The organism is Hymenobacter cellulosilyticus, from assembly GCF_022919215.1.
GTDB classification, from domain to species: domain Bacteria; phylum Bacteroidota; class Bacteroidia; order Cytophagales; family Hymenobacteraceae; genus Hymenobacter; species Hymenobacter cellulosilyticus.
This window is the reverse complement of sequence record NZ_CP095046.1, coordinates 1,616,769-1,640,500: the sequence shown is the minus strand read 5'-3', so window position 1 is coordinate 1,640,500 and position 23,732 is coordinate 1,616,769. Positions and strand designations below refer to the sequence as shown.

24 protein-coding genes and 1 tRNA gene are annotated in these 23,732 nt (G+C 59.2%); 12 read left to right on the top strand and 13 right to left on the bottom strand.

Annotation, left to right across the window (positions count from 1 at the left end; translation table 11 throughout):
- Positions 1–142: 142 nt before the first annotated feature.
- The 4 genes from MUN79_RS08145 to MUN79_RS08130 all read left to right on the top strand — a co-directional run bounded on the left by MUN79_RS08145 (position 143) and on the right by MUN79_RS08130 (position 4,477).
- Positions 143–1,123, top strand: a complete 981-nt coding sequence (locus tag MUN79_RS08145) for an aspartate carbamoyltransferase catalytic subunit (RefSeq protein ID WP_244677217.1) — start codon at positions 143–145, stop codon at positions 1,121–1,123.
- Positions 1,124–1,215: 92 nt separating this feature from the next.
- Positions 1,216–2,493, top strand: a complete 1,278-nt coding sequence (locus MUN79_RS08140) for a dihydroorotase (RefSeq protein WP_244677216.1) — start codon at positions 1,216–1,218, stop codon at positions 2,491–2,493.
- 203 nt (positions 2,494–2,696) lie between these two features.
- A complete protein-coding gene (gene purE / locus MUN79_RS08135) occupies positions 2,697–3,230 on the top strand; it encodes a 5-(carboxyamino)imidazole ribonucleotide mutase (RefSeq protein WP_244677215.1) in 534 nt (177 codons plus the stop codon).
- The gene (locus MUN79_RS08130) at positions 3,227–4,477 is read left to right on the top strand and encodes a 5-(carboxyamino)imidazole ribonucleotide synthase (protein ID WP_244677214.1); all 1,251 of its coding nucleotides are present in this window, start codon (positions 3,227–3,229) and stop codon (positions 4,475–4,477) included. The genes purE and MUN79_RS08130 overlap by 4 nt, the downstream gene beginning before the upstream one ends.
- 719 nt (positions 4,478–5,196) lie before the next feature.
- On the opposite strand, the gene MUN79_RS08125 is transcribed toward MUN79_RS08130, so the two are convergent.
- Positions 5,197–5,272: transfer RNA gene (locus MUN79_RS08125), tRNA-Lys, on the bottom strand.
- Positions 5,273–5,505: 233 nt separating this feature from the next.
- On the opposite strand from MUN79_RS08125, the gene MUN79_RS08120 reads away from it, so the two are divergent.
- A complete protein-coding gene (locus MUN79_RS08120) occupies positions 5,506–6,540 on the top strand; it encodes a quinone-dependent dihydroorotate dehydrogenase (protein ID WP_244677213.1) in 1,035 nt (344 codons plus the stop codon).
- Positions 6,541–6,559: 19 nt separating this feature from the next.
- Here MUN79_RS08120 and MUN79_RS08115 read toward each other — a convergent pair whose 3' ends face one another.
- The gene (locus MUN79_RS08115) at positions 6,560–6,826 is read right to left on the bottom strand and encodes a hypothetical protein (RefSeq protein WP_511177071.1); all 267 of its coding nucleotides are present in this window, start codon (positions 6,824–6,826) and stop codon (positions 6,560–6,562) included.
- Complete coding sequence (locus MUN79_RS08110; protein WP_244677211.1) at positions 6,784–7,665, bottom strand: acyloxyacyl hydrolase; 882 nt, start codon at positions 7,663–7,665, stop codon at positions 6,784–6,786. The genes MUN79_RS08115 and MUN79_RS08110 overlap by 43 nt, the downstream gene beginning before the upstream one ends.
- A gap of 274 nt (positions 7,666–7,939) precedes the next feature.
- Here MUN79_RS08110 and MUN79_RS08105 point away from each other — a divergent pair, with 274 nt between their 5' ends.
- From MUN79_RS08105 to MUN79_RS08090, 4 genes are all read left to right on the top strand, one after another.
- A complete protein-coding gene (locus MUN79_RS08105; RefSeq protein ID WP_244677210.1) occupies positions 7,940–8,701 on the top strand; it encodes a porin family protein in 762 nt (253 codons plus the stop codon).
- A gap of 153 nt (positions 8,702–8,854) precedes the next feature.
- On the top strand, positions 8,855–9,481 hold the full coding sequence (locus MUN79_RS08100) for a porin family protein (protein ID WP_244677209.1): 627 nt from the start codon (positions 8,855–8,857) through the stop codon (positions 9,479–9,481).
- Between the two features lie 144 nt (positions 9,482–9,625).
- A complete protein-coding gene (locus MUN79_RS08095; RefSeq protein WP_244677208.1) occupies positions 9,626–10,318 on the top strand; it encodes a porin family protein in 693 nt (230 codons plus the stop codon).
- 142 nt (positions 10,319–10,460) lie between these two features.
- A complete protein-coding gene (locus MUN79_RS08090) occupies positions 10,461–11,294 on the top strand; it encodes a porin family protein (RefSeq protein WP_244677207.1) in 834 nt (277 codons plus the stop codon).
- Positions 11,295–11,495: 201 nt separating this feature from the next.
- Here the strand turns inward: MUN79_RS08090 and MUN79_RS08085 are convergent, their stop codons facing one another.
- On the bottom strand, positions 11,496–12,860 hold the full coding sequence (locus tag MUN79_RS08085) for a dipeptidase (RefSeq protein WP_244677206.1): 1,365 nt from the start codon (positions 12,858–12,860) through the stop codon (positions 11,496–11,498).
- Between the two features lie 353 nt (positions 12,861–13,213).
- On the opposite strand from MUN79_RS08085, the gene MUN79_RS08080 reads away from it, so the two are divergent.
- From MUN79_RS08080 to MUN79_RS08070, 3 genes are all read left to right on the top strand, one after another.
- Positions 13,214–13,855 (top strand): response regulator, encoded by a 642-nt coding sequence (locus MUN79_RS08080; RefSeq protein ID WP_244677205.1) that lies wholly within the window; start codon positions 13,214–13,216, stop codon positions 13,853–13,855.
- 82 nt (positions 13,856–13,937) lie between these two features.
- Positions 13,938–14,477, top strand: a complete 540-nt coding sequence (locus MUN79_RS08075; RefSeq protein WP_244677204.1) for a PAS domain S-box protein — start codon at positions 13,938–13,940, stop codon at positions 14,475–14,477.
- Complete coding sequence (locus tag MUN79_RS08070) at positions 14,474–15,919, top strand: PAS domain-containing sensor histidine kinase (RefSeq protein ID WP_311136762.1); 1,446 nt, start codon at positions 14,474–14,476, stop codon at positions 15,917–15,919. Before MUN79_RS08075 ends, MUN79_RS08070 begins: the two co-directional genes overlap by 4 nt.
- A gap of 179 nt (positions 15,920–16,098) precedes the next feature.
- On the opposite strand, the gene MUN79_RS08065 is transcribed toward MUN79_RS08070, so the two are convergent.
- The 9 genes from MUN79_RS08065 to prmA form a co-directional block, all read right to left on the bottom strand.
- Positions 16,099–16,344 (bottom strand): hypothetical protein, encoded by a 246-nt coding sequence (locus MUN79_RS08065; RefSeq protein WP_244677202.1) that lies wholly within the window; start codon positions 16,342–16,344, stop codon positions 16,099–16,101.
- Between the two features lie 320 nt (positions 16,345–16,664).
- Positions 16,665–16,847, bottom strand: coding sequence for a glycerol-3-phosphate acyltransferase (locus tag MUN79_RS30745; RefSeq protein WP_511177070.1), 183 nt, complete (start codon positions 16,845–16,847; stop codon positions 16,665–16,667).
- A 44-nt stretch (positions 16,848–16,891) separates the two neighbouring features.
- Complete coding sequence (locus MUN79_RS30740; protein ID WP_311136683.1) at positions 16,892–17,194, bottom strand: glycerol-3-phosphate acyltransferase; 303 nt, start codon at positions 17,192–17,194, stop codon at positions 16,892–16,894.
- A 273-nt stretch (positions 17,195–17,467) separates the two neighbouring features.
- A complete protein-coding gene (locus MUN79_RS08055; RefSeq protein ID WP_244677201.1) occupies positions 17,468–18,295 on the bottom strand; it encodes a hypothetical protein in 828 nt (275 codons plus the stop codon).
- Positions 18,262–18,981: a hypothetical protein gene (locus MUN79_RS08050; protein ID WP_244677200.1), complete on the bottom strand. Its 720-nt coding sequence runs from the start codon at positions 18,979–18,981 to the stop codon at positions 18,262–18,264. Before MUN79_RS08050 ends, MUN79_RS08055 begins: the two co-directional genes overlap by 34 nt.
- Positions 18,978–20,900 carry a hypothetical protein gene (locus MUN79_RS08045; RefSeq protein ID WP_244677199.1) on the bottom strand — a complete coding sequence of 641 codons (1,923 nt, stop codon included), beginning with the start codon at positions 20,898–20,900 and terminating at the stop codon, positions 18,978–18,980. Before MUN79_RS08045 ends, MUN79_RS08050 begins: the two co-directional genes overlap by 4 nt.
- Complete coding sequence (locus MUN79_RS08040; RefSeq protein ID WP_244677198.1) at positions 20,789–21,472, bottom strand: hypothetical protein; 684 nt, start codon at positions 21,470–21,472, stop codon at positions 20,789–20,791. Before MUN79_RS08040 ends, MUN79_RS08045 begins: the two co-directional genes overlap by 112 nt.
- Entirely contained in the window at positions 21,406–22,812 is a 1,407-nt protein-coding gene (locus tag MUN79_RS08035; protein WP_244677197.1) for a hypothetical protein, read from the bottom strand. Before MUN79_RS08035 ends, MUN79_RS08040 begins: the two co-directional genes overlap by 67 nt.
- Before the next feature lie 29 nt (positions 22,813–22,841).
- Positions 22,842–23,609 (bottom strand): 50S ribosomal protein L11 methyltransferase, encoded by a 768-nt coding sequence (gene prmA / locus MUN79_RS08030; RefSeq protein ID WP_244678293.1) that lies wholly within the window; start codon positions 23,607–23,609, stop codon positions 22,842–22,844.
- Positions 23,610–23,732 lie beyond the last annotated feature (123 nt).

Genomic DNA, 23,732 nt, shown 5'->3' with positions numbered 1-23,732 from the left:
GCCAACATTCTCGCCGCCAACTGTGGCGGCTACCAGCGCCTGGACCTACTCCAGCAGCCAGTTGCTCCATCAGGGGTTATGGCCGATAAGACTTCCCATTGTCCGTTTTAGCTAGACAACCTCACTATTCCTCAACTCCGGTATGGCACGTAAAGACCTGCTCGACATTGCATCCCTTCACCGTGAGGAAATCGAGTTCCTGCTCGACCAATCCACGTCCTTTAAAAAGCTGTTCACCCACTCGGTGAAGAAAATCCCGGCCCTCGAAGGCAAGTCCGTGCTCATGCTGTTCTACGAGGCCAGCACCCGGACGCACTCCTCCTTCGAAGTTGCGGCCAAACGCCTCTCGGCGGAGGTAACGAATTTCGACGTCGCCCATTCCTCCATCACCAAGGGCGAATCGGTGCGCGAGACGATTGAGACGCTCCAAGCCATGCGCACCGATTACATCGTTGTGCGCCACAGTCATCCCGGCCTGCCCGGCATGATTGCCCGCCAAACCACGGCTTCAGTCATCAATGCCGGCGACGGGGCCCACGAGCATCCCACCCAGGCCCTGCTGGACGCCTTCACCATCAAGGAAAAATTTCCCGACCCTCGGGGCAAAAAAGTCCTCATCATTGGGGATATTCTTCACTCCCGCGTCGCGCGCTCTACCAGCACCCTGCTGCAAAAGCTGGGCGTCGAAGTCGCTTACCTGGGTCCGGGCTCCCTGGTGCCCAAGTATGTCCCGGCATCCATCCCTCGCTTCACCGACTACGAGGCGGCCATGGCCTGGGCGCCCGATGTGGTGTACCTGCTGCGCGTGCAGATGGAGCGCCAGGACGTGCAGTTTTTCCCCAGCGTCCGCGAATACCACCGGGTCTACGGCATCACCACCGCCCGGCTGGCGGAAATCCGCGACAAAGGTCTCTACATCATGCACCCCGGCCCCGTAAACCGGGGGGTTGAGCTGTGCGACGCCGTTATGGACTATGAGCGCAGCCTGATTACCAACCAGGTCGAAAACGGCATCTCCATCCGCATGGCTGTGCTCGACTGGCTCACGCCGGGCGGAGAATTCCCGCGGCAGGAATCATATGTCGCCCAACAGCAAGTCAGCTCGAAGGTGATTATGCCCTAAATGCCGGACGCGGCTGGTTCCGCCCGTCTATTTTCGTCTTCAATAGTCCGAATATCCTTTCCACTTTTGCCATTTACAGCACTCCCAAATCCATGCTCCTCCTTCAAAATGCCCGCATCGCCTCCGAAAACTCACCCGTACTGCTCGAAGGCGACGTCCTGATTGTCGAAGGAAAAATCCAGGAAATCGGCAGCAGCCTAGCCCTTCCCGAGGGTGCCCGCGCCATTGATGCGCGCGGCCGGGTTCTGATGCCGGCCATGTTTGATGCTCACGTCCATTTTCGCGCCCCTGGGTTTGAAAACAAGGAGACCATCACCACGGGTAGCGAAGCGGCCATCAACGGCGGCATTACCGGCGTGGTCATGATGCCCAATACCCGCCCGGCCCTCGACTCGGCAACTGCGGTGGCTACCGTGCTGGAAAACGCCAAGGACCGGGCCCGTATTCCGGTGTATACCTCTGGCTGCGTCACCAAAAACCGCGAGGGCAAGGAACTGGCGGAAATCGAGGGCATGCGTGAGCTCGGAGTGAAAATGCTCACCGACGACGGCGATACCACAGCCGACCCGGCAGTGCTGCTGCGGGCGATGCAGTACGCCACCGAATTCGGGATGTTTTTCGCCAGCCACTGCGAGGTGCCGGAGCTGGCCGGGCCCCGCGCCCTGAACGAAGGAGTAATGAGCTACCGGCTCGGAATCAAGGGCTCGCCGGCCTGCGCCGAGGAAATCATCATCGACCGCGACATTCGCCTAGCCCGGGCGGCGGGCGCGCACGTGCACATCCAACACGTGTCCAGCAAGCTCGGTATGGAAACCATCCGCTGGTGGAAATCCCGCGGCGATGTGAAGGTGACGGCGGAAGTAGCTCCGCACCACCTGCTATTCACCGACGAGCACATCGGCGACTACGACACCAACTATAAAATGAACCCGCCGCTACGCACGCAGGCCGATTGTGATGCGCTGCTCGAGGGGCTCAAGGAAGGTGTATTCGATATTATTGCCACCGACCACGCGCCGCACACGCCTTTTGAAAAAGCCCAGGATTTTATCAGCGCCCCCAACGGCATTACCGGCCTGGACACGGCCCTGGTGTCGCTTTATCACTTCTTCGTCGAGCCCGGAAAACTCGGGTGGGACCTGGTAGTGAAGCGTTACTCGGCGGAGCCCCGCCGCCTGATGGGCCTGCCGGTACCCACCATCGAAGTCGGCCAAGAAGTTAACTGCGTCCTGTTCGATACCGAAGCGGAAACAACCTTCACGCGGGAATTCATGAAGTCGAAATCCCAGAACACACCCTTCATCGACCAGACGTTGAAAGGCCGAGTAGACCTAGTGATTTTAGGCACGGAAATCCTGCTGGAGCGCTAACCGTTAGTTGCGCCAAGGCCTGTATTTTCAGGATTCGCCTCATATTTCGGCCAGCGCTTGTGCCGCGGTAGTAGCTTTGCGGTGGTAAAGGATTTTTATCCATTGCCCGTTTCACCAACAGCAATGCGCAGTCCAACCGCTGGCTGTCCGGACGCGGTTTTTATTGACCATTCGGGCCTGCCCAGCCCCTATACCAGATTCCAATGAGTACCCTTCTCCCCTCCGACACTCCTAGCCTGAGCACCACCCCGGTCACGCCCCTGATCGGCGTGGTGATGGGCTCCAGCAGCGACTGGGACACCATGCAGCATGCCGTGCAGATTCTCGCGCAGTTTGGCGTGGCCCACGAAGCGCGCGTGGTGTCGGCCCACCGCATGCCCGACGACTTGTTTGCCTATGCCGAACAAGCTGGCCCGCGCGGCTTGCAGGCTATCATCGCTGGTGCGGGCGGGGCGGCCCACCTGCCAGGCATGATGGCCGCCAAAACCACGGTGCCCGTGCTGGGAGTGCCGGTGGCCAGCCGCCATTTGCAGGGAGTAGATTCGCTGCATAGCATCGTGCAAATGCCTAAAGGGGTGCCCGTAGCTACGTTTGCGATTGGTAATGCCGGGGCGGCAAATGCGGCCTTATTCGCCGTCAGCCTGCTGGCCTTGCACGACCCTGGCCTGGCAACCAAGCTGCAGGCGTTTCGCGCCGAACAAACCGAAGCCGCTCGCGCTATGACCTTGCCGTTATGAGTGCCGATATGCACGTTACAGCCATGAGCCCAATTTATCCGGGCAGTGTGGACGCCGCGGGCCAGCGGGCCACCCTGGGCGTGCTGGGGGGCGGGCAGTTGGGCCGCATGTTTGTGCATGCCGCTCAGCGCCTAGGCTACTTCACCGCCGTGCTGGAGCCCGATGTACAAAGCCCGGCTGGGCTGGTAAGTCACCACCACATCCAGACCGACTACAACGACCCGGCTGGGCTGGCTCAATTGGCCCAACTGTGCCAGGCCATTACCACCGAGTTTGAAAACGTGCCGGCCCAGGCCTTGCAAACGCTGGCGCAAACCCGCCCCGTGGCACCTGGTGCGGCCGTGGTGGGCATTGCCCAAAACCGCATCGAGGAAAAAGCTCACTTCGCTGCCTGCGCTGACCTATCGGGGGTGAGTTGTGCGCCCTACGCGGTGATTGAAACGCTGGCTCAGCTGCAAGCCATTCAGACTGACCAGGCGGATTTGCTGCCCGGCATCCTGAAAACCGCGCGCATGGGCTACGACGGCAAGGGCCAGGTCCGCGTCAAAACTGCTGCTGAACTGGCTGCTGCCTGGGCGGAGTTGGGTAGCGTCGCCTGCGTGCTGGAAAAGATGCTGCCGCTAACTGCCGAGTGCTCGGTGCTGGTAGCGCGCGGCTGGGACGGGCAAGTGGTCAGCTTCGCCCCGCAGCGCAACGTGCATGTCGAGGGTATTTTGGCCGTGACCCACGCCTACGAGGGAAATATGCCAGCTGCCCTGGCAACCAGGGCCCGCGAGGCGGCTGTGTCCATCGCGCAACATCTGGACTACGTCGGGGTGCTGTGCGTCGAGTTCTTTGTGGTGGATGACGGCAGTGAGCACGGCGGCTTGGTAGTTAACGAGATGGCCCCACGCCCGCACAACAGCGGCCACTACACCCTGGACGCCTGCGACGCGTCGCAGTTCGACCTACAGGTCCATGCAATGGCTGGCTTGCCCCTGCCACAGCCGCGTCAGCATTCCCCGGCCATTATGCTCAATCTGCTGGGTGAGGTGTGGTTTGACGCCAACGGTCAACCGCAGGAGCCGGACTGGCGCTCCGTGCTGAGCCTGCCGGGCACGCACCTGCACCTGTACGGCAAGTTACAGGCGCGCGCAGGCCGTAAGATGGGGCACCTGACCATTACCGGCCCGGATGTCGACAGTGTTAAAACTGTGGCACAGCAGGCCGCTGGTCTGCTCAGCTTGCCGGGGCTGGACGCCATCTAGGCGCTATATTTCACTCTTAACCGATTGGTTATCTTATTACTATCCAGCCTAGCTTGCCCGAGGAACGCTCTAAGGGTTCAGGCACCATACTGGCCTGCGGAGTTAGCTAAGGTGTTTGCTTGCTGAAATTTACAGCCCGGAACATTACAGAAACGGGATTGAAAGACTTGGTCAAGCATTCGAATGCGCCTATTGTGCCCGGGCTATAATACCCATATGGCATTTCAACAAGCAGTGTGGCAGGCCTTGGGTACCATTCCGTACGGCTTGACCCTTCAAGCTATTGCGCTACAGCAACCGGGTGCAATTGGGCCGTGGCTATTGCCAATGACTTGAATTGGGTTACTACCGTGATACCCTGTCACCGATCATCAGCTCGGCAGGGAAATTAGCTGGCTATAGTATGGGCGTATGAAGAAAAAATAGTTGTTGGGTTCAGAAGCTCAGTATGGAGCGGGATAGTCCCACGCCTGCCGACTATAGTTAGTGCTCCCGCTGTACTCATACGTACAACAGGTGCGGTCTATGTCCAAATTGAAATGAATACAATAGTCAGGCATAAGCAGGTAAGAGCAGCGGTGTGGACTCACACGTGCAAAACACCCTTTATTGCCTGATGTGCCGATAATCGCCACCGCGCTGTATCTGTTCAGCACAACACCACTTACACCCAGGCCCTGTAACAAAAAACCTCGACTGCATGTTGCAATCGAGGTTTTTGGTGATCCCGCTGGGATTCGAACCCAGGACCCATACATTAAAAGTGTATTGCTCTACCAGCTGAGCTACAGAATCGGGACCCGATAGCGAATTGTGATTCGCGTTTCGGGGTTGCAAAAGTGGGATAAACGCGGCTATTGTGCAAGTTCTGAGCTTTCAAGTTTAGTTTTTTCTTACCTACCCAACCGTAGCCAGCTTATTATCAGGCAAATAAATTTTACAGAAAACTTATCAAACCAGCTCGGGCGGGAGGCAGTATTGTAGCGAAATAAGTAAGAGCTTTGCAGCCGGATACCTTGCGGCCTGCTATGTACAAAGCCTTGCTCAAACCCCTGCTTTTCCAGCTTGATGCGGAGCAGGCCCACCATTTTGTCTTCAATAATCTCAAGCGAAGCTACCGGCTGCCCGGCACGCCGGCCCTACTGCGCAGCCTCTACGATTTTGAGCATCCCGCGCTGGGTAGAGAGGTTTTTGGCTTGACGTTTCGCAACCCCGTGGGACTGGCGGCAGGCTTCGATAAGAATGCCGAATTGACCGACGAGCTGGCCGCCCTGGGCTTTGGCTTCGTGGAAATCGGGACGGTGACGCCCCGGGCCCAGCCGGGCAACCCGACCCCGCGCCTGTTTCGGCTCCAGCAAGACGGGGCGCTAATCAACCGGATGGGCTTTAACAACGAAGGTGCCGCGGCGGCCGCGCAGCGCCTGCGGCAGCGGCGCTCCGGCATTATTATCGGCGGCAACATCGGCAAGAACAAGGATACACCCAACGAGCAGGCCGCGGCCGATTACATTGCCAGCTTTGAAACCTTGTTTGATACGGTCGACTACTTCGTGGTCAATGTCAGCTCGCCCAACACGCCCAATCTGCGGCAGCTACAGGAAAAAGAGCCCCTGATTCGGCTGTTGCAGCAGGTGCAGGAAGTAAACCTGGCCAAGGCGAAGCCCAAGCCGCTGCTGCTCAAAATTGCGCCCGACCTTACCGACGGCCAGCTCAACGACATCCTGACCATTGCGGCCGAAACCAAGCTCAGCGGCCTAGTGGCAACCAACACCACCATTGCCCGCGACGAGCTGCGTACTTCCGCCACGCAGCTTACTTCTATTGGGGCTGGCGGACTGAGCGGCCGGCCGCTGCGCCAGCGCGCTACCGACGTCATCCGCTACCTGCACCGGCATTCTGAGGGCGCGCTACCCATCATTGGGGTAGGCGGTATTGCTTCTGCTGCCGATGCCCTGGAAAAGCTGCAGGCCGGCGCAACCCTGGTGCAGCTTTACACCGGATTCATCTACGAAGGACCGGCCCTGGTAAAGCGCATCAATCAGGCGCTGGTAGCCAATTCGTAGCAGCTGATGGCTGGCTAGCTTAAAGTTTTACGCCCAGCTTGAGCTCCACTACGTCCGCCGAGCCACGGTGCACTTTCAGGTCGGCCGCGCCCCAGAGCTGCCGGGTAAACTGGTATTTGAGCCCTATCCGTTCGTAGTAGAACTTATTGGATTTGTAGGGATTGTACACGTAAAATCCCAGGTGCGACACCACAGCCAAGCGGCCAAACAGCAGCTCGTGCCCGAAGAACACGCCGGCTTTTTTCACGTCGGGCAGCTTTTCCCCAACCCGGGTTGTATCACGCAATTGCGCCAGCAATGACCGGTCGTAGAAGCCCTCGGCCCCAGCACCAGGTTGCTTTTGCGGTTGATGCGCCGCCCGGCGGCCACCGTCACCGACTGCACCGTGTACTTACGGCGGTCCGACTCGTTGCGCTGCTTAAAGCCCAGGCTGGTGCTCAAATCCAGAAAGTTGTGGCCTACCTCCTCGGGCTCAGCCGTAGGCCCGGAGCTGAGTGGGCGGAACGGGCGCTGCTGGTGGTAATTGAGCCCCACAAACACGGTGGGCAGGTTGATGCCGAAGTTGGGCTTGGTGGTGGCACCATTCGAGTAATGGTTGAGCCCAACGCCCAGTAGCAGGCCGTACTGAGAGGCCAGAGCCACATCGTATTCCAGGCGCATCTGCAGCGTGGCATTCAGACGCGAGCTGACGATGTTGTTCTTATGATTGGTGGCCTGGTCGAAGCGGATTGGAAAAAACCCGACGCCGGTACCAATGCGGAAATTCAGCTCCTGCCGGGCCGAGCGGTAAAAGGGCTTGTTGAGGTAGATAGTAGCCGCGTACGACTTGCCCAGTATCGGATTATGATAATCGTAGTACACTAGGGCCAGGCCTACTTTGGGGTATTTATACCAGGCGTGCCAGGGCTCCCGCCCGTTGGTTTGCCGCTGCAGATTCAGCTCCAGGCCGGTGGGATGCGAGGCGACCAGGTGCTTTACCGAAGGCGTGTGGCCGATAATGAAGCTGCCCTGCGCGTAGGCGCCCAAAATCAGCGGGGGCCGGGCATCGGTGGCCACGGGCTGCTGAGCCCAGCCGATGGTACCACGGAGTAGTAAAGCTCCGAGCAAACCGTAGCGAATCATCATAGAAAAGGTATAGCCAAGCTCCTCCAAAAGTAGCTAAACCCGAGCAAGCTCCGATGGAAACGTCGGATTATTCTGTGGCCCGCAACAACCTGACCCCGTTGAGTTTTCCCGGAAACGGATTAATTATCATTGGGTTAATTCTAAAGTAATTCTGGGCTCGGCCGCAACAAACCTAGTGGCCTTTACGCTATTAGGCCTATATCACCATTTTTCAAAGCGTGTTTTTCACTTGAAACCACACTCTTTCCACCCCACCTTATTCGTCTCTCCTGCCATGAAAAAGTATCTAACCATTGCCGCTGTTGCTCTAGCCGCTACTTCTGCCACTCAAGCCCAAGATTCCGGTGGATTCCGCCTCGGAGTTAAAGTAGGTGGTACCTATTCTAATATCTCAGGCGACAATGTGTCGCAAATTACGGGTGCTGGCTACAACAGCGAATTAGGTAGCTACAAAGTAGGCTACAACGCCGGTATCAGCGCCAGCATTCCGCTGAGCAGCGACGGGTTCTTCTCCTTCGCTCCCGAACTGCTGTATAACCGCAAAGGCTACGAAATCGAGACCCAATCGACGGACGGCGCTACGCTGGCTGCCTACCCCGGCGCTACCAAAGTAGAGCAGGAGCAGCAGCGCGTACTGCACTACCTCGATGTGCCCCTGTTGGCTAAAATCAACGCCGGCGGCCTATTCTTCGAGCTGGGCCCGCAGGTAAGCTACCTGTTTGGCTCCAAAACGAAGTCTCAGACGACCATCAAGTATCAGGACGGCACTAAGAACAAGACGGACGACGCCAACCAGGGCTTCCTGGACTACACCGGCCTGTCCCGCGACGAGGCCGACAAGTCTGACCTGGCTCAGTTCGACATCAGCGGCGTGGCCGGCCTGGGCTACCAGAGCGAAGGCGGCCTGAGCGTAGGCCTGCGCTATGCCCGTGGCTTCAACTCCCTGATTGATTCGAAGGACACTAAGAACGAAGCTAAGGCCTTCAACAACGCCTTTACCCTGCAGCTGGGCTACTTGCTTCCCCTGGGCAAATAAGGTTTTGTTAACCGCTTGAAAAAGTGGCTGTCCAGCTTGGGCAGCCACTTTTTTTGTTTGTATTCCAGCCTTACTGCGCACTTTTGCGTTTCAGGGCACATTTCGGGGTTGCTAACGCAGCCTTACTGCTCTACTCCTAACTCTTCTGCTGCCATGAAAAAGTCATCCTCCCTGCTGCTTTCCCTTCTGCTGGCCACCGGCCTGACTACTGCCGCCCAAGCCCAGATTCGGGTTGGCGTTAAAGCCGGCGTAAACCTGTCGAATTTTTCGAATCAGTCGACCCTGGATAACGGGGGCCTGGAGTCCAAGTACCTGCTCAACGGCTTGGGCGGCGTGATGCTGAACGCGCCCCTCACCAATGATGGCTTTTTCTCTATCCAGCCCGAGTTGCTGTACTCGGGCAAGGGCAACAAAGTAGAAGGACCAACCGGCAACGCTACCCTACGGATGCACTACCTCGACTTGCCCATCCTGGCCAGAATCAACGCCAGCGGCCTGATCCTCGAGGCTGGCCCACAAGTGAGCTACCTGCTGGCTGTGAAAGATGAGCGCAACATAGGGAACCTGGGCGTGACCAACACCAGCCTGGATGGCTACAACCGCACCGAGCTGGGCTACGTGGTGGGTTTGGGCTACGAGTTGGAGAGTGGCCTGGGCCTGGGCATCCGCTATAATGGCGGCCTCTCGAAAGTGGTTCAGGAGTCGGCTACCCAGGTGCGTAGCAACAAGCTTACCTCCGTGATTCAGTTTCAGGTAGGCTACCTCTTCTCCCTCGACTAACGAACTCAGCGCTTTAGGAAAAGCCTCGTTTCAACCCTGGAACGAGGCTTTTTGCGTTATCTGATTTCGCAGGCTCAACCATTCTGGCATATTTTTCGCCTGGGCTGAACCAACAAGTTCCTTGTACCTCAACCCTTACTTACCATGAAAAAGACCGTAATTGCCTTAGCATCTTTGCTATCGGTCGCGACGATTAGCGCTTCCCGCGCCCAGGGTGTTCGCCTGGGGCTCCGGGCTGGTGCCAATTACTCCAACCTCGCCGGCGACGTCCAGAACGAAAGTACCTACAACAACAAGATTGGCTTTCTGGGCGGTGTAATGCTTAACGCGGCCCTGAGCGACGACGAGTTCCTGTCGGTGCAGCCCGAAATTCTGTTTTCCCAGAAAGGCTTCGAAAACAAGCCCACTGAATATAAAAGCATCACGAATTCCATGCAGAAGCGTGAAGGCAAGGTAAACTACAACTACCTCGACGTGCCGGTGCTGTTCAAGATCAACGCCAGCGGCTTGGTGTTCGAGGCTGGCCCGCAGTACTCCTACCTGCTTAGCGTGAAGGACGAAACGACGGTAACTACTACCTCAGGGCTTACCGGCAACACGAGAACGACTACAACGCACGATCAGAAGGACCTCAGCAACCTGAACCGCAACGAACTGGGCTATGTGGCCGGCATTGGCTACCAGGCTGAGAATGGGGTAAGCCTAAACCTGCGCTACACCGGAGCCTTCAGCGACTTCGTGAAGAGCGACGACGGCAAGTACTTCGAAGGCGACCTGAGCAATGCCCGCCAGTCGGCGGTGCAGCTTTCGCTGGGCTACCTGATTCCGAGTAAATAAACCGCTTCCTAACGGCTTAGGCCCGGCTTTTTCTCGGAAAGGCCGGGCTTTTTCGTGGGCCCGGCATGCACCCGGGGCCAAACTCTGCTTAGCTTTACTCCCCTGCACCGGGCCCGGGCACAGCCGATTCTACTTCTCGTCCATGAATAAAGCTTTTCTGATTGTCTCCACCCTGCTGCTGGCAGCCGGCACCAGCCAGGCCCAGGTGCTGCGCGTCGGGCTCAAATTTGGAGGCAACGTGTCGAATGCCGTGGGCTACGACGCTAATAAAAGCAACTGGCGGGTGGGCGGCCACGGTGGCCTGATGGCTCAACTGCGGCCTAGCTTCTTGCCCAAGTGGGGCCTGCAAACCGAAGCCTTGTACACCATGAAGGGCGACAACTCGCTGCAGAACGGCCCCAGCCTGATGACCCACCTCGCCTACCTCGATATACCGGTGCTGCTGCAGTACCACTGGGACGATATTTTCTTTGAGGCCGGGCCCCAGGCCAGCTACCTGCTCAGCGCCACGCCGGCCAACCCCACGCTGAAACTGCTGGGCACGTCGAGTTTTCAGCAGTGGTGCTACGGCTTTGCGGCGGGCTTTGGCTATCAGGATAAGTCCGGGGTGCAGATTGGCTGGCGCTACAATGCCGACCTGACGAACGCGCGCAAGCGGGAGCTGCTGCAACTGGACGCCGGCGCCAACGGTGAACCAGCTGCCGAAGCCAGACAGGTGCGGCTGCGCAACAGCGTGATGGAGCTGTATCTGGGCTACAATGTAGGCACGGGCCAGCTGGGTGGTGCCGTGGTCGATGCTGGCACGGGTATCGGGCGCGGACTTAAGTTTGTGTTCTTCACCGGCCCCCGCCGACTGCTATTTGGTAGGAAAAAGTCAGCCGCGCCCGCCGAAACCCCGGCTGCTCCGGCAACGGCGCCGGCTCCAGCGGCTTCGCCGAAGCCAGTCACGGCGCCGGCAACTACGCCCAAGCCCTAGGAAGCGCAGCCTTGGCCATCCATCCTCTAAAATGTGCGGAGTGTTCTAAAGTAAAAAGCCCTTTCTCGTCGCAACGGGAAAGGGCTTTCTGGTAAAAGGCAACTTTGTGCTGCGAAGAGGACGGATTGCTTCGGCATACGCCTCGCAATGACACAAACTCCTTAAATCAAAGTCTCACCATTTCACAACCTCACCATCTCACTACTTCACCATTGCGGCGGCGTAGTTGCGGTAGAAGTGCGGGATGGTTTCGATGCCCTTCAGGAAGTTGAAGACGCCGTAGTGCTCGTTGGGCGAGTGAATGGCGTCGGAGTCGAGGCCGAAGCCGAGCAGTACCGTGTCCAGGCCCAGCTCCGACTTGAACATGGCCACAATCGGGATGGAGCCACCGCCACGGGTGGGGATGGGGCGCTTGCCGAAGGTGGTTTCCATGGCATCGGCAGCAGCTTTGTAGGCTACCGAGTCGGTGGGCGTTACCACGGGCTCGCCGCCGTGGTGAGGCTTTACCTTCACCGTTACGCTGGCCGGGGCAATGCTTTCGAAGTGCTTCTGAAACAGGGCCGTGATTTCGTCGGAGGTCTGGTGGGGCACTAGGCGCATCGAGATTTTGGCGTAGGCCTTGGAGGCAATAACGGTTTTGGCACCTTCGCCGGTGTAGCCGCCCCAGATGCCGTTGACGTCCAGCGTGGGCCGGATGCTGACGCGCTCCGGGGTGCTGTAGCCCTTCTCGCCGTGGATGTCGGTCAGGCCGATGCTTTGCTTGAACTCGTCGTCGGAGTGCGGAGCCTTGGCCATTTCGGCGCGCTCCTCGGCCGAAAGCTCGTCCACGTTGTCGTAGAAGCCGGGAATGGTAATGTGGTTGTTCTCGTCGTGCAGGGAGGCAATCATCTTGCACAGGATGTTGATGGGGTTAGCCACCGCCCCGCCGTAGAGGCCCGAGTGCAGGTCGCGGTTGGGGCCGGTTACTTCCACTTCGTGGTAGCTCAGGCCGCGCAAGCCCACCTCAATGCTGGGCGTGTCGTTGGCAATCATGCCGGTATCCGAAATCAGGATGACGTCGGCTTTGAGCTTCTCCTTGTTTTCGCGCACGAAGATGCCCAGGTTGTTGGAGCCAATTTCCTCTTCGCCCTCAATCATCACCTTCACGTTGCAGGGCACGCCGCCTTCCTGCATCAGCACTTCGAAGGCCTTCACGTGCATGTATACCTGGCCTTTGTCGTCGCAGGCGCCGCGGGCGTAGATCTTGCCGTCCTTGATAACGGGGTCGAAGGGGCCGGACGTCCACAGCTCATAGGGGTCGGCGGGCTGCACGTCGTAGTGCCCGTACACGAGCACCGTGGGCAGGCTGGGGTCAATGATTTTCTCGCCGTAGACGATGGGGTTGCCGGCCGTCTGGCACAGCTCCACGTTTTCGATACCCACTTCTTCGAGGCGGGTTTTGAGGTATTCGGCGGCGCGCAGCACGTCGCCGTGAAACTTAGGATCGGCCGAAACCGAGGGAATACGCAGCCAGTCGAGCAGTTCGCTCAGAAAACGCTCTTGGTTGCTTTCGAGGTAAGAAGCCATGCAGGAAGGATTAGACAAGATGGGATGGTGACGTAAAAGTAACACGCCCGCGCTGGAAAGCGGCAAGCTCTGGCGTCAGGCAAACTACTGCTGACCACCGGCCCGTAAACGAACTAACAAACACTAGTATTTTTACCCGACGAGCTTGTATTTTAGCTCGTTAAAAGGCTAAAATACCTCGCCCAAAGTTGCCGTATCACGTACTCTTACTGAGAGCTACGTCATTACCTTCCTCAACCAGCCACCGGTTTATCCAGCCTTGGTTCTTAAGCTGGACCGTTGAGCGGAGGTACTGAGAGGTTGGTTTCACCAGGCCCGCTCCGGGCGACGCTTCACCGTTAATCCCCTCTGCCATGATCCGGCTTATTTTAGTTGACGACCATAAAATCATTCGCGACGGACTGCGGTCCCTGCTGGCTGCTGAGCCAACCCTGGACGTGGTCGGCGAAGCCGGCGACGGAGCCGAGCTGCTCAGCCTGCTGCCCACCACTGCGGCCGACGTAGTGCTGCTGGACGTGAACATGCCCATTCTGGACGGGTATGCCACGGCCGCCCGCTTGCGTGAGGAGTATCCCGAAATCCGGGTGCTGGCTTTGTCCATGCTCAACGATGAAAACCACGTGGGGCGCATGCTCGACAGCGGGGCCCACGGCTACGTGCTCAAGTCGGCGGGCAAGCTGGAGATATTCCAGGCCATTGAGGCCGTAATGGCCGGTGGGCGCTACCTGGGTTCCGAAATCGGGATGAGCCTGCTTACTAAGGCCCTACAGGCGCCCACGGCCCCGGAAGCGCCCAAGTCGGGCGGGCTTTCAAAGCGGGAGCTGGAAGTACTGCAGCTTATTGCTGATGGAATGACCAATGCCGAAATTGCCGACAAGCTCTTTACCAGCAAGCGCACCATTGAAACCCACCGCCAGAACATCATTGAGAAAACCCAGGCCAAGAACACCGCCGCCCTGATTCGGTACGCCGCCCGCAATGGCCTGCTGCAATAAGCCACCCTCAGTGCCCCAGTACCCCGCCCCCATTGCCTCCTTTCCCTGCAACAAGCCCTAACCCCAGCCGTGGCCCACACCTATGAGCGAACTGGATTTGACCTGGCCTTCAAGTTCCGACCACCGCGGCACTCCCCTGCGTGAAGCCCAGGGGCGGCAGCTCCTTACCCAAACCACCGACGGCAAGACCCCAGAGCAGGTACAGGAGCTGGTGCAGCAGCTGCAGGAATATCAGCTGGAGCTGGAGCAGCAGAATCATGAGTTGCTCCAGGCTCAACAGGAAGCCCAGACCGCCCGGGCCCGCTACGAAAACCTGTATAACGTGGCGCCCCTGGGCTACGTGACCCTCGACGAGCAGGGCCTGATTCAGCAGCTCAACCCGCGGGTAAGCCGCTACTTCCGGACCCAGGCCGAGGAATTGCTGGGGCGGCGGTTTTTGGTATTTGTCGTGGAAAGCTACCGGGCCGCCTTCCAGACGTTTTTTCAGGCCACCTTGGCCAGTGCCCCCGACGTGAACCACACGCTGAAGGTGCAGCTGCACGCGGCCGACGGCACCGTCTTCGATGCCCGCCTCGACGCCATGGCCGCCCCGATGCCCACGGCCAGCCCGGCTGCCGCATAGCCCTGGACGATATTTCAACCCTGCAGCAGGCCATCCGGCAGCGGCGGGAGCACCAGGAAAGCTTAAACCGGGCCCTCACGGCCAGCCAGCAGGGCGTTTGGGAATGGAGCTTTGCCAGCAACGAGCTGCGCTGGGACCAGCGGGCCCAGGCCTGTTTTGGCCGCACCCACGACCCCAACCCGGTGCCGTTTGACGTGCTGGCTCAGGCCATCCACCCCGACGACCGGAGCAGCGTGCGCCAGGCTTTGTACGCCTGCGTGCACCACCACGCCCAGCTCGACCTCACCCACCGCGTGCTGTGGCCCGACGGCTCGGTGCACTACGTAGCGGCCTACGGCCACGTGGTGCCCGATGCCCTGGGCCGGCCGCTGTGCCTGAGCGGGCTGATGCACGACGTGACGGCCCGCTACGCCGCCGAGGAGGAGCTGCGCCAGGAGCGCAATTTCGTGCGCAGCCTGCTCGACCACAGCACCGACGGTATCCTGTCTTTCGACCAGCAGGGCCGCATTACGGCCTGGAACAAGGCCATGGAAAAGCTCAGCGGCCAACCTGAGGCCCAGATGCTGACCCAGTACCTGTTCGACCATGTGCCCTTCCCGCCCGACTCGGCCCCGGGCCAGGTGATACAGCAACTGATGGCCGGAGAGGCCGAGCCCGCACCCACCTGTCGTTTACCCCCGCCGCCCCGAGCACCAGCAGTACGACATCACCGCCATTCCACTGCCCCCGCCACCCGAGTCGACCGGGGCGGCCTGCTGATTCTCCGCGACGTGACGGAGCTGAACCGCCTGCAGGCCGCCGCTACCGACGCCCAGCTGCGGCAGCAGCGCGAGGTACTGCGGGCCGTGCTGGTAGCTCAGGAAGAAGAGCGGCGCCGCATTTCGGAAGCCCTGCACAACGGTATCGGCCAGCTGCTATTTGCCGCCAAGCTCAATCTGGAGCACCAGCTGCTCACGCCCGCGGCCCCCGACAAAGTGCTGCCGCTGCTCAACGAAGCCATCCGGGCCACCCGCGTGGTTTCCTTCGAGCTGACGCCCATTGTGCTGGAAGATTTCGGGCTGCAAACGGCCTTGCAAAAGCTCACCCAGCACCTGCCGCCCAGGCAGCTTCAGCTGTATACCCACCTGCAGGGCCTGGAGCAGCGCCGCCCCCACGAGCTGGACCTGGCTATCTACCGAATTGTACAGGAGCTGGTCAATAACACGCTCAAGCACGCCCGTACTACTGAAGCTACCCTACACGTGGCCCACGAAGATGGACAAGTGTACCTGAGCATGGAAGACAACGGCGTGGGCTTCACACCGACGACTACCACGGAGCTGCCCAAAACCCTGGGCCTGGCTACCATCCGCAACCGGGTGGCGCTGTTTGGGGGCACCATGCAGCTAACCTCCCGCCCCGGCTGGGGTACCATCGTTACTGTTACGCTGCCGGTGCAGTAGTAGCGAGGTGTCGTTGTAGGCCGCTCCGAGGTGCCGCTGAGCCAATATAGGGAAGTGAATCCTGAACCTACCCACAGCACGCACACTAGTAGCTCATCTGCTCAAGAATAAATGAGTTAATGATTTGGTTTCAGCCAAGCTGTGACGTGGGGTTGTCATGGCCGGTTTACGACGGGGCTTTACCACACGTCCTGCGACGCATACCCCAGCCACACCACCAGGCAAGTAATAAGCAGAGCCAGCACGCTACGGTACTGGCCGCGGATGCCGGCCAGCACGGCCAGCCCGCCCACGGGCAGCAGGTAGAGAGCCGCCAGCCGCCCCAGATTCACGACTTCGTAGCTCCAGGTACCGGGGTCAAAAATAAGCAGCAGGCCCAGCCAGACAGCATTGAACAGTAGCCCCAGCAAAACAAGCCCCACCACTCCCTCGGGGGTGCTCCCTCTACTTTACTGGTCCAGGTGGTAGCTCCCAAAAGCCCCGTGAACAAGACAAATGCCAGTGGTCCGCCCACAATCAGGCCGGCTGCCTGGGGAATCACGGAGTCGCCCAGCGCGTAAGCCGAGTGGCAGGCCCCGAGCAGAAAGGCAGTAGCAAGCAGACGCCGAACGGGCGTTGGGCTGAGCATCTAGTCAGCTTTATTTGCGCCCAAACAGCGGCACGCGGCTCTCGGTGCCGGCCCGCAGGCGGCCGATGTTGGCGCGGTGGGTGTAAATCAGCAGCACGGCCAGCACGAAGCCGAAGCCTAGCAGCAGGTTGTTATCGGGCCGGAACGGGGCAGCAGCTGCAGGAAAGCAAAGGCTACCCCAGCCGACATGGAAGCCAGGGACACGTAGCGAAACAAAAACAGCATCAAGAGGAAGACCAGGATGCAGACGCCTACCGTGCCGGGAGCAATGGCCAGCATCATGCCCAGCACCGTAGCCACGCCCTTGCCCCCGCGAAACTGGGCGAAGACCGGGTAAATGTGCCCTATGACGGCCAGGGCCCGCAGGCCAGCTGGAAGTACAGCAACTGGTCGGGCCGGATGGCACCCTGGTGAAGCATCACAGTGGCCATCATGGTAGCGGCCCAGCCCTTGAGCACGTCGATGGCCATGACCACCGAGCCCGGCTTTTTGCCCAGCACCCGGAACGTGTTGGTGGCACCGGCGTTGCCCGAGCCGTGCTCCCGGATATCGAGGCCGAAAAAACGGCGGCCCACCCAGAGGGCGGTAGGAATAGAGCCGAGCAGGTAAGCGGCCACAAGCAGGGCCAGAACGAGGGGTAGATTCATAGGAAAAGGGCGGTGCGGCCAAATATAAGAGGCTTCTGCAGGCTTCTACGCAATTCTTCGGCGGGGCGCTGCTCAGCTGGCCGCCCCAAAATCCCAAAACGCCATGTCGAGCGGAGCGAGACATCTTGCGTGCTGATGGCTGATTGGTAACTCTACGTCGGCACGCGAGATGTCTCGCTCCGCTCGACATGACGTTCCAAAACCTTCGTTCTAAAAAACAGCCCCGCGCCGGAGACCGGGCGGGGCTGTGGGTAGCAGTAAGAGCAGGGAAGCTTAGGAGTCGCCGAAGGGGTCTTCTTCGCCCTTTTTCTTCTTTTTCTCGGCCTCTTTGGCTTTTTTCTCTTCCTCTTTCTTGAGTCGTTCGGCTTCTTTGGCTTTGGCCGCTTCCTCTTTCTTCATCTGGGCGGCCGTCTTGCCTTCATCTACCGGCGCATCGGTAGGAGCCGTAGCTGCCGCATCGTCCTTCTTCTTCTTTTTACCGGTATCCTCAGCCGGAGCGGCTGCTGGGTCAGTGTCGGTATCGAAGGCGGCGTCCTTCTTTTTCTTCTTTTTGCCAGTATCTTCTACCGGAGCATCGGCCGCAGGCTGGCTACCCTCATCAAAGGCGGCCTCATCCTTGGCTTTCTTTTTCTTCTTCTTGTCTTCCATGAAGTCGAAGCTTCCTTCGCTTACCGGGCGAGCTGGCGCGGCCTTGGGTTTGCTGTTGTCGCCGAGGTAATCCTTGCGGAAGTGACGCACGAAAAGGTCTTTTTCCTGCTCGTCGCCGAGGTAGAAGCCGTACTGGGTGGCCGTGTTGTAGTCGCCCTTGGCCTTGAAGCCGATGATTTCGTCGTAGGAGCCGTGCTGGGCTTTAGTCAGCAGTACGTTGTTGGAGTAGCGGATGTGGTACCAGGTCTGGGGTTCGGCCTCCAGGTACATTTCTACCGCGTCGCCGGTGGTTTCCTTCTTGATTTCGATGTAGCCGTCAATCTGGGCGTTGATGTCCTTCTTGCCCACGCTCACCAGGCCAATCTTGCCCACCGAATACCAGGCCTTGAACTTCTCCGACCAACGCAGGTCTACCTTGCTCAACACCAGCGTGTGCAGGAACTTCGGCGACACTTTCTGCAGGGGGTGTAGCCACCCTTACGGTCCATGTAGCTCTGCACGCCCTTGCTGCCAATAAATTCGCCCATCTTGTACATCAGAGCCGGGGAGCCGTCCAGGGCTTCGGTCAAGCCCTTGGTGTTGGTGGCCATATCGGTGCCCATAGCCTCCACCGCCTTTTCGGGCATGTTGATGTCGAAGGTCATGAACGTGTCGAGGCGGTAGATGCTGCTGTCGGGCTTGGCATAGCCCACGGCCGCCGACTGCACGTTGTAGTCCTTGTTGGAATTGAGCAGCTGCACCTTGCCACGGAAGTCGAAGGCGCCAGTGGAGTCGTGCAGAGTCAGTACGCTGCCTTCGTACACGTTGGGGTCGGCCAGGTCGTTGCGGGTGATGGTGTAGTTGCCCTTCTTGGCGTCGAAGCTCAGCGTACCGTCCACCTGGAAGATGTTCATGTCGGTAATGCCGGGCTTAGCGGCCACGAACAGCGGGTACACCTTGGCCGTAGCGTCGGATAGGAACAAGCCGGAAAGCATCGGCGTGCCGTCGTCAGTTTTGGGCGACATGAGCTTGATGCGAATGCCCTTGGGGTCAATACTATCCTGCACGGCAAACCACTCAGCCGACGCCGCATTCTTGCTGAACTCCAGGCGGCTCTGCCCGTCGAAGGTAAAGCCCCGCTTCTGCGAGTTCAGGTTCACGGCCCCGCGGTAAGCAATGCGGGGGCGAGGTGGAACTTGTCGGTGGCCTGAATGGTGGCTACGGCCGTGGTGGGCGGTGCGAACGGGGTGTTGCTGTCGTCATCTTTCTTCTTCAAGATGCTTTTAGCGCCTCCCTTGCCTGCCAAAGCCTTGCCCCGGCCGCCCAGTACCGCCGCCGAGTCCACGGCGAAGTTGGTAAACTTGATGGCGAAGGAGTCGGCTGAGGCGTTCTTGTAGCTGTACAGCGCATTACCCACGAAGGACGTGCGCGACTGAACCTTGATTTCGCCCTTGTACAGGTTGTGGTACTTGGCCAGGGTGTCCATCGTGATGCGCGCGTTCTGGAAGGCCCGCATCTGGGCGCCGGCCATTACGTACACCTTGTTGCTGTCGGGCTCAATCCAGGCGTCGGCCGCGGCAATGTAGGGCACGCCACCGGCAATGAGGCGGTAGCGGTTCAAGTCGTACTGACCGGTGCTGGCCCGGAATTTCAAGCCTTTCTGCTCGGGCTTGGTGGAGTAGAAATAGGAGCGCGAGGAGTCGGCCCCGGCGGCTACGCGCATCTGCACGATTTTCTTCTTGAAGTCCCACTTACCGCCGCTCAGCGTGGTGCGGTACTCCGAATACGGCAGGTCGATGCTGGCCTTGCTGCCTTCCTCGCGGGAGAAGTCGGCGTAGCCCTGCTTGATGTTGTACTGGAAGGCTACCTCGTTGGCCGTCAGGGCGGGCTTATTGGCCTCCGCCGACTTAATGCTCAGCGTTGACTTCTTGCCCGAGTAGCTGGTAGGCTTAAACAAGAACTGGCGGGAGCGGATAAACGACTGGGGACCGTCCATGCGGCCGTCGCCAAACAGGCCGGTCGGCGTCAGAATGGCGGTGCCTTTGTAGTTGTAGTCGCCGGCGTAGAACTTCATGGCCTGACCGTCGCGCGGGGTGCTCAAGTACATGGAGTCGGCTTTTACCACCCACTTCATCTGGTAGCCGGGCAAGAGCGAAACTTTGGCATATTCAACCCCATTGAGCGGGCCCTGGGCAATGGTGGCGGTTTTACCCACCGTCACGACCGAGTCTTTGTAGAAGATGAACTGGTCGCTAAACAGGTCGCCGGTCAGGTATTTCATTTCGCCCACGCCCTGAATACCGCGGTTGCTCATCGTGACTTTGTTGAACAGCCGGGCCTTGCCGCCATACACGGGGAAGCCTTCCTTGGGCACGTCATACACGAAGCCCAGGGAGCCGTCGTCCTGCAGGCTCAGCTTGGTCTTGAATTGAGGCATAATGTTGCCCGACACGAAGGTGCCCTTGAAGCCCACGGCCGAGCGGTTCTTGTTGTTCAGGGAGTCAATCTTGAACGGCGGGATGTCAAAGTAAATCGTCGTATCGTAGGCGCCGCCCAGTACTTCGGGCTTGTTGAAGAACACGTAGGCGCCGGTTGAGGCATCGAACGAGGGGAAGGCGCCCAGCTTCTTACGGCCCGACTTGTTGTTGGGCGCGTTGATGTAGAGGCGGCCGGCCGAGTTGCGGTTCTTGTTGGTCAGGGTGAAGTCGGTTTCCTTACGAGCCTTCATCACCGAGCCCTTGGTGCCCTTGCCCTTCACAATGATGGAGTCAATCTTGACCAGATCCACGTAGAAGCCGTCGTAGTCGAACTTAAACTCCTTGCCTTTGAAGATAAAGGCAGATGCCACCACGGTACCATTAAAGAGCACCCCGCGGTTTTTCTGAATCCGGATGATGCTGCTGTCGGGCTTCACAAACACCGTCACCGAGTCGTCGGAGAAGTTGAAGCGGTCCACGCCGCGCACAATCAGGTCGTTGGTAGCCAGGTTGAGCGTAGCGTTCTTGCCCGAGGGCGACAGGGAGCGAATGGCAATGTGGTCATAGTCCTTGCGGCCCCGCGACGAATTGACGTAGTGCATGGCCTTGGGCAGGAGCACCACCTGTTCGGTTTGGGGTTCCACTGCACATAGCCGTCCTTGGCCAGGCCAGCCACGGCGGAGCGCACGTTGGGCACTTTCACCTTCATGGCGGTGGCCACATCCTGCACCGTAAAGGTTTTGGCGTTGCCGTTCTGCTGGCTGTAGCCCACTACCATTTGCAGCGGGTGGAGCTTGTTGATGCCCTTGATCTGCTGGTAGCGGGTATTGGTGTAGAATTCGCGGGACTCGAAGTTGGCCGTCACCTGGTTTTTAGCCGTCAGGATGGCCAGGTTGATGTAGGGCGTCTTGAGCGGCCAGGTCAGCAGCTCCGTCGCAATTTCCATCTGGTGGTAGGAGTCCGTATAGGGCGTGGTTTTGTAGAGGCCGTCTTCCCGGGCCAGCTGCAGCACCTGCCGGGCTTTAGAATAGCGCAGCTTCACGCCCGGGTGGGTCAATGAGTCGCTCTTGTCCTGGAAGATGGTCACGGCGGCGCGGTCGGCCGAAATCAGCGTGTCGCCCAGCAGATAGGCCCGCGACGAGGCCCGGAACTTGGTCTTCCCGTCCACGTCCACGATAATGCGCGAGAGGCTGCCATCGAGCGAGGCGCTGAGCGTGCGGGCCCCGGCCAGCGAGAAGCCCCGAAGTAGCGGATATTTTCGCCGATGTTCTTAACGCGGGCATCGTTGGTGAGGGAAATAAAGCGCGGGTAGCCGGTATCGGCAGCCCCCGTTTTCTTTTTGATGCTCTTGTAGGCAAAAGCGCCCCGGATAGGCGCCTCCAGCACCGCCGGATACGTCAGGGTTACGGGCTCAGCGGTAAATTCCGCCTTGGTCATATCGAAGTCGTAGTTGACGAAGTCGGCCGTCACCAAGTTCTGCTTGATGGACCACACGTATTGCCCACCCCGCCCGATAAAGCGGTTGGTGCCGGGTACTACTACACCGCTGGTTTTGCGGATAAAGATAGAGTCGCCGGCGGTGGCCATAAACAGGTCAGCATCCTTGAGCAGCAGCACCGGGCCGCGGGTGGTAGGCGCTACATAGTTGTCGTAGTAGACCGGGGCGGGCTCATTCGTGGGCTCAGGCTCGGGCGCTACGGCAGGAGCCGTGCCTTTGGCGGCGGGAGCTTTGGCCACCGGCTTTTTCTTGGGCGTACCCCAGCCGTCGTCGGCGCCGGTGTCCCATACCGAGCCGGTGTCCCAGCCGTCGCTACTTTTCTTCTTGGGCGCCGGCTTAGCGGCGGGCTTGGCAGCCGGGGTGGTTGTATTCAGGGCCGGCCCCGTTACCACGGCCGCGGCAGGAGCTGCCGGGCTGGGCGCGGGTTCGGGCTGGGGCATGTCGGTTTCGTTGTAGGCGAAGCTAAACGTGCCGCCCACCGCACGCAGGGTGCTATAGCGGGAGTTGTACAGCGTTTTGGTGTCCAGGAACTGGCCCGCACTCACCAAGAATTTCTCGGCATTGCCCAGCTGTTCCCGGTTCACGGTTTTCACCACTACTTCCAGGAACTCGTCCATCTGCTTGTCGGAGAAGCTCTGCACGGTGGCTCCACCCACAACGCCCTGGAAGAAGCCGCTGATGGCCGGGTAGGGCTTGTATTTGCGCAGCAGCATTTGCTGCGCAATTTCCACAATGCGCCCCTGCTGGGTGGCTGTGAGCTTGTTGCTGGCCCACAGCTGCTGCAGCTTGGCCCCAATGGCTTTGGCCTGGGCATTGTTGGCCGCCACCATCATCGACTGCACGTCGATGATGAACTGCTCGGGCTCCTTGGACAGCTTACCCGTGAATTTGGGCAATACTGGGGCAGCCGGGGCGGTAGCCGGCTGCTTGGAGGGAGTTTTCGGTTGTTGGGCCCAGGCGGGGGTACTCAGCCCCAACACCACCGCGCATAGCCACCCAAAAGCAAGTTGCTTCATACTTTTTCCGTCAAGACCTACTAAGACGGCTACAATTTCGTGAAAATCGCCGAAACCCAGTTATTCTTGGTTCGGTGTGATTGATAGACCAATGCGTGTTTCGTCGCTTCGGCTTCAATCTTGGATAAATCCTCTTGGTAAAAACCACTGAATAAAATAGGACGCCCCTGCGGCAGCAAGGCTGCATAAGCGTGCATATCCTCCAGCAGGACGTTGCGGTTAATGTTGGCCAGAATGATGTCAAACGGCGCTTCACCTTCCAACACCTCTACTCCGCCCAGGCGGCACTCAATATTCGTGCAGTTATTTTCGGCGGCGTTGTCGGCGGCATTTTCTACGGTCCAGGGCTCCACGTCCACGGCCAGCACTTCGGCGGCACCCAGGTGCACGGCCATGATGGCCAGAATGCCCGTGCCGCAGCCCATATCCAGCACCCGCTTGCCATTATGGTCAATGTCAAGCTGGTTTTCAATCATCAGGGCCGTGGTTTCGTGGTGGCCGGTGCCAAAGGACATGCGGGGCATAATCACGATTTCGTATTCCAGGCCCTCGGGCTTCTCGTGGAATGGGGCCCGCACCGACACCCGGTCGGCAATAATCAGGGGCTGGAAATTCTTTTCCCACTCGGCATTCCAGTTCTGGCGAGTAATGACGCGGTGGTCGTAGCCCAACTCGCCCAGACCTTCGTAGCGCGACATTACTTCGGCCACGGCATCGGGGTTGAAGTCGCCCTCACCGATGTAGGCGCAGAACCCTTCGTCGTTATCCTCGAAGGTGTCGTAGCCGACTTCGGCCAGTTCAGCTACCAGAATATCAGCAAGTTCACGGGGGCTTGTACGCGTACTTCTACAAAATCCATCTTATTGAGTTGTTGAGGCAGGAAAAGCCGAAAAGGCTTTGGTGAATAAGATGGCAAGTTC

Bases quoted from the DNA above. Each gene is read 5' to 3' on its own strand.
- MUN79_RS08130 (WP_244677214.1), top strand. From the start codon at position 3,227: ATGAGTGCCGATATGCACGTTACAGCCATGAGCCCAATTTATCCGGGC.
- purE (WP_244677215.1), top strand. From the start codon at position 2,697: ATGAGTACCCTTCTCCCCTCCGACACTCCTAGCCTGAGCACCACCCCG.
- MUN79_RS08035 (WP_244677197.1), bottom strand. From the start codon at position 22,812: ATGAAGCAACTTGCTTTTGGGTGGCTATGCGCGGTGGTGTTGGGGCTG.
- MUN79_RS08080 (WP_244677205.1), top strand. From the start codon at position 13,214: ATGATCCGGCTTATTTTAGTTGACGACCATAAAATCATTCGCGACGGA.
- MUN79_RS08045 (WP_244677199.1), bottom strand. From the start codon at position 20,900: ATGCACTACGTCAATTCGTCGCGGGGCCGCAAGGACTATGACCACATT.
- MUN79_RS08090 (WP_244677207.1), top strand. From the start codon at position 10,461: ATGAATAAAGCTTTTCTGATTGTCTCCACCCTGCTGCTGGCAGCCGGC.
- MUN79_RS08095 (WP_244677208.1), top strand. From the start codon at position 9,626: ATGAAAAAGACCGTAATTGCCTTAGCATCTTTGCTATCGGTCGCGACG.
- MUN79_RS08075 (WP_244677204.1), top strand. From the start codon at position 13,938: ATGAGCGAACTGGATTTGACCTGGCCTTCAAGTTCCGACCACCGCGGC.
- MUN79_RS08085 (WP_244677206.1), bottom strand. From the start codon at position 12,860: ATGGCTTCTTACCTCGAAAGCAACCAAGAGCGTTTTCTGAGCGAACTG.
- MUN79_RS08120 (WP_244677213.1), top strand. From the start codon at position 5,506: ATGTACAAAGCCTTGCTCAAACCCCTGCTTTTCCAGCTTGATGCGGAG.
- MUN79_RS08145 (WP_244677217.1), top strand. From the start codon at position 143: ATGGCACGTAAAGACCTGCTCGACATTGCATCCCTTCACCGTGAGGAA.
- MUN79_RS08110 (WP_244677211.1), bottom strand. From the start codon at position 7,665: ATGATGATTCGCTACGGTTTGCTCGGAGCTTTACTACTCCGTGGTACC.
- MUN79_RS08105 (WP_244677210.1), top strand. From the start codon at position 7,940: ATGAAAAAGTATCTAACCATTGCCGCTGTTGCTCTAGCCGCTACTTCT.
- MUN79_RS08140 (WP_244677216.1), top strand. From the start codon at position 1,216: ATGCTCCTCCTTCAAAATGCCCGCATCGCCTCCGAAAACTCACCCGTA.
- MUN79_RS08100 (WP_244677209.1), top strand. From the start codon at position 8,855: ATGAAAAAGTCATCCTCCCTGCTGCTTTCCCTTCTGCTGGCCACCGGC.
- MUN79_RS30740 (WP_311136683.1), bottom strand. From the start codon at position 17,194: ATGAATCTACCCCTCGTTCTGGCCCTGCTTGTGGCCGCTTACCTGCTC.